Origin of the sequence: Candidatus Angelobacter sp., from assembly GCA_035607015.1 — a bacterium.
GTDB lineage: Bacteria > Verrucomicrobiota > Verrucomicrobiia > Limisphaerales > AV2 > AV2.
The window spans coordinates 1-3,570 of sequence record DATNDF010000163.1 but is presented as its reverse complement, the minus strand read 5'-3'; the positions used below and the strand labels follow the sequence as shown (position 1 = coordinate 3,570).

Here is a 3,570-nt window from a genome sequence, read left to right as displayed (position 1 = left end):
GGCGGAACGGCGGCGTCAGCGCTTCAACCGGCCTGCGGTCGAGCTGGACGGACCGCTTCGCCACGCCATGCAGGAGGAAACGCAGATGTTTTTCCGCAATATCGTACGTGAAGACCGGAGCGTCATGGAATTGATCGACAGCGATTATACCTTCCTCAACGAGCGGCTGGCCAAACATTACGGAATCCCCGACGTGAAAGGGAGCGAGATGCGCCGCGTCACCCTGCCGGAGGGAAACCCGCGCGGGGGGCTGCTCACCCAGGGGTCCGTGCTTGTGGTCACATCGAACCCGACGCGCACGTCTCCCGTGAAACGCGGCCTGTTTGTCCTGGACAACATTCTGGGGATGCCGCCACCACCACCACCACCGGACGTTCCCTTGTTGGAACAATCGGAGAAGGAATTCAAAGACCACGAACCGACCCTGCGTGAAGTTCTCGAGCTGCATCGCAGCAAGCCGCTGTGCAATTCCTGTCACAACCGCATGGATCCCCTTGGCCTTGCCCTCGAGAATTTCAACGCCCTCGGCATGTGGCGCGAAAAGGAGCGAGGACAACCGATCGAGGCGTCGGGTCGTTTGATCACGGGCGAAACCTTCAACGGTATTCGCGAGCTGAAGCAGATACTGAAGGAAAAGCACCGCCGCGATTTTTACACCTGCCTCACCGGAAAGTTGCTCACCTACGCACTTGGACGCGGCATGGAGTATGGCGATGTGGAAACGGTGGACCGGATCGCTGAGCGGCTGGAAAAGGAGAATGGCCGTTTCTCGGCGCTGTTAATGGGAATTGTGGAATCTTCGCCCTTTCAAAAGCGCCGCAGTGCTGCTATCGTAACGACCGATAAAACTGCGAACAGGCCTGAAAAGTAAAGCGTCCAGGCTCGATCAAAGCTATGAAAACCGTCCACTCGTTGAATCAAACCCTCGCGGCGCAACGTTACATGGCCCTCACCCGCCGCCGTTTTCTTCGCGGTCTCGGCGCGTGTCTTGCCCTGCCGGCGCTTGAATCGTTGCGCCCGGCCCGGCTTCTGGCCGCCGATGCGAAAACGGGAGGGGACTTGGCGACATCCGCAATCAGCGCGCCGCGGCGGATGGCATTCGTGTATTTTCCCAACGGCGCGATCCAGTCCTCCTGGTGGCCAACCGGGGAAGGGAGTGGCTTCGAGCTCGCCCGCACCATGCAGCCGCTGGCTCCCGTGAAGCATCAGATTCAGGTCCTCGGAGGCCTGGACCACGTCAACGCCACTCCCGGACCGGACGGCGCCGGTGACCACGCCCGCGCCAGCGGAACGTTTCTCACGGGAGTTCGCGTCAAGAAAACGGCAGGAGCGGACATCCATGCCGGCATCTCCATTGACCAGGTCGTGGCCAACCAGGTGGGCCACCTGACGCGATTCCCTTCGGTGGAACTGACCTGCGATGCAGTGCGGAAATCCGGCAACTGCGATTCCGGATATTCGTGCGCTTATCAATACAACCTCGCCTGGCGTTCGCCCACCCAGCCGGTGGCGCCCGAGCCAAATCCGCGCCTCTTGTTCGAGCGGCTTTTCGGCGGCGGATCGCACGGCGAGCGCAGGGAAAGTTTGCTGCGCAGGCAGAAGGAGCAGCGGTCGATTCTGGATTTTGTGCTGGATGACGCCCGAGATCTGCAACGGCAGCTCACCTCGCGCGACAAACAAAAACTCGAAGAATATTTGAGCAGCGTGCGGGAGATTGAGCAGCGCATCAGCAAAACGGAACAATTTGACGCGGCGCCGGATCCGGCCGTTGAAACGCCGGCAGGGATTCCCGCACACTTCGACGAATACATCCAGATCATGTTTGACATGATGATTCTGGCATTCCAGACCGATTCCACGCGCATTGCCACGTTCCTGCTTGCCAACGAGGGAAGCAACCGTCCTTTCACCGAGATCGGCATCGCGGAAGGCCACCACTACCTCACGCATCATCGCAACAAACAGGACATGATGGATAAAGTGGCGGAGATCGACCTTTGGTACATTAAGCAGTTCGCAAGATTCCTTCAAAAAATGGAACAGACGAAAGATATCGATGGAAAACCGCTGCTGCACAACTCGATGATTGTTTACGGCAGTGGGAATGCCGACGGCAACCGCCACACCCACGTCAACCTCCCGGTCATTCTCGCGGGCGCCGGCGGCGGAACGCTGAACACCGGCCGCTTTGTAAAATTCTCGTCCACTCCGATGAGCAATCTTCTGCTCAGCCTGGCGGATCGAATGGGCGCAAGCGGCGTCGAACGACTCGGTGATTCTACCGGGCGGATCAGCGGGATCTAAAGCACCAGACAAGGAATGGCGCTCAAGCCGGTTGTGGATTCCGGACCGCCACTGCTCCCAGTGAGTTCCTCGCCTGTGTTCGGAAGGGTATGTGGAGCCAATGTCGGCATGAAATTCTCACCTGGCCCCGAACACTAAAGCGACGCGGCCATGCCAATTGGATGTCGGATTTAGCTGTTGTTTTCCGACGAGTGTGCATAGGATCCCGATCGTAATACATTGCTGGCGTATCGGGTGACCCGAAGTGTGTTGGCGCGATTGAGATAGTCTCCTAATCTTGGCTGATGCCGCAGGATGAACAGCGTTGCCTCATCAGTTACGTGCATCCCTCGGAATCGCACTAGCGGTCAGCCGGAACGCCAGCGGAAGAGGCGGTTTACTTGTCGCCGTCCTTCCAAACTTGGAAGCAAAGAATGCAACTGGAGCTGAGCGAGTTTCTAATGGTGTTCTCCAACCGGAGGTGAATGATTTGCCGACAGATCGCGAGATAGTGGCCCGGCACAAGGTGGATCAAACAATACAAACCCAGATGTCCGACTTACAAATGGCGTCGTAAAGCAAATTGAACCCGATCGAGGCGTTCAATGAGAGTGTCGCCTTTGTGATCAAGCGATCGCATTTATTGAAACTTTTTCAGATGAAAACCAATGTACCCTCCCTAAACACCTACGGACCGGCTCCTACCTTCCGGTCTTTGCGAATTCTTGTCGTTCTTGCGCTCGCCAGTGCGTCACTTTCCCTTTGCCTCGCGCAGACCACGATCACGAATATTGTTTCTGGGACGATCAGCGTTCCAGGTGAGCGTGATGTGTTTACCTTCAGCCTTGACGCCGATGCGCGCTTTTACTTTGACTCGCTGACAAACGTTTCCGGACTGCAATGGTCTTTAATCGGATCGCCGGGCACACTCGTGCTCAATCGGTCTTTTTCGAGTTCTGATGCGCAAAGCATCAGCGATCCCGACCTGTTTCTGCCGGCTGGCGATTACACTTTGACGGTTCAGGACCCCGGTGGCTTAACCAATGACTATGCCTTTCGGCTCGTGAACCTGGCCGAGGCGACGTTGCTTGTGCCAGGCACGGTAGTAACGAACAACCTAGTGCCGGCAAACAAGTCGGATTTTTATCAGTTCAACGCGCTGGCGGGGGATCAATTCTATTTCCACCAGGTCGCTCGGGTCAGCTTGCCGAACACTTACTGGCGGTTGATCGATCCTTATGGCAACCAGGTGTTCAGTCAGGGGTTTACCGATGTGGGCACGCCAGC

The 3,570-nt window shown here is 57.2% G+C and carries 3 protein-coding genes; all 3 read left to right on the top strand.

Annotated features, from left to right (window positions below):
• Positions 1 to 871, top strand: an 871-nt coding sequence (locus VN887_06625) for a DUF1588 domain-containing protein (GenBank protein ID HXT39681.1), incomplete at its 5' end; no start/stop codon positions are given.
• Positions 872 to 894: 23 nt separating this feature from the next.
• Entirely contained in the window at positions 895 to 2,304 is a 1,410-nt protein-coding gene (locus VN887_06620) for a DUF1552 domain-containing protein (protein ID HXT39680.1), read from the top strand.
• 637 nt (positions 2,305 to 2,941) lie between these two features.
• Positions 2,942 to 3,570 (top strand): hypothetical protein (locus VN887_06615; GenBank protein HXT39679.1); only part of this gene is annotated, 629 nt, incomplete at its 3' end.